The organism is Segeticoccus rhizosphaerae (assembly GCF_009192725.1).
Classification (GTDB): domain Bacteria; phylum Actinomycetota; class Actinomycetes; order Actinomycetales; family Dermatophilaceae; genus Segeticoccus; species Segeticoccus rhizosphaerae.
The window spans coordinates 1-1,234 of record NZ_VOHR01000578.1; the positions used below are offsets into that span (position 1 = coordinate 1).

Consider the following 1,234-nt stretch of genomic DNA (forward strand, 5'->3'; position numbering starts at 1 on the left):
GCCGTCGTCCGCGAGGGCGCGGCCTCCGCCCGGGGCGACCGTCCCGGTGGTCGCTCGCCCGCGGCGGCGCGCCGGATCTCCCGTCGGCGGGCCCGTCAGGTGGCGCTCACCCGGTGTTCCCTGCTCGCTACGCCATTCCTGGCCCTGTGGATCGCGCTGAGCACGGTCGTGTCCGGGCTGGCGCTGCTGCTGGTCAAGCGTCCGCGTCACGCCTGGCACGAGTTCGCCGATCTGGCAACGCTGTTCACCGGCCCGCGGCTGCTGGGTGCTCGCTGGCGGTTCCGCGGACGCCGGGTCGTGCGCCGTCGTGACCTGCACGGCCTCTTCGTGCCCTCCCGCACCGCGATGCGCAACACCGTGGACAGCATCCAGGACGCGGTGAGCTTCGACGGCACGCGAGCGCAGAGCAGGGACGACCCGGTGAACTTCGAGACCGGGCCCGTGTCGCCGGACACCGAGACCATGAGCCAACTGCCGGCCACCTGGCCACAACGGGTGATCCGCCACCCGGGCTTCCTCGTGGTCCTGCTCGCCGCGGTGGTCGCCGTGATCGCGTGGCGCACGGTCATCACGACGTCGGCGCTGCGTGGCTCGGGTCTGGGGCTGTCCGGCGGCGAGCTGAACCCGTTGCAGGCGGGACCGTCGGCGCTCTGGCACGCCTGGGTCAATGGCTGGCACGGTGCCGGACTCGGCGCGGCCGGCGAGGCCGCTCCCTACCTTCCCGTCCTGGCCGGCGCCGCCTGGGTGGTCGCTCACGTGCCTTGGGTCGACCCGTCCGCGTCACCGGCCGCCACCGCGATCGGCTGGTTCCTGGTCGCATCGATGCCGCTTTCCGCGTGGAGCGCCTACCTCGGCACCCGGGTGGTGACCCGTCTGCGGTGGCCGCGAGCCTGGGCCGCTCTCGCCTGGGCCAGCCTCGGCACCCTGGCAAGCGCCCTGGACTCCGGTCGACTCGGCGCCGCCGTCGCGCACGTCCTGCTGCCCCTCGTGCTGGCCGGCTTTGCCGTCGTCGCGCGCCGTCGCGCCTCGGCACCGGCTACCTTCGGCACCGTCCTCGCCGTCGCTCTCCTCGGTGTGTTCGACCCGCCGCTGCTGGTCCTGTCCACGGCACTGGCGTTGCTCGTCGTGCTCGGTGGCAGGGGCTGGGCGCGGCTGCGCGGCGCCCTCCTGCTCGTCGTCCCGGTGGCGCTGGTCGGCCCGTGGCTGCTGCGCGTCCTCGACGACCCGCGCCTGC

General features: G+C 74.4%; 1 pseudogene. It reads left to right on the forward strand.

The annotated features are described in order from the left end of the window. Positions 1–1,234, forward strand: a pseudogene (locus FRW57_RS23675) (glycosyltransferase family 2 protein); the annotation flags it as partial.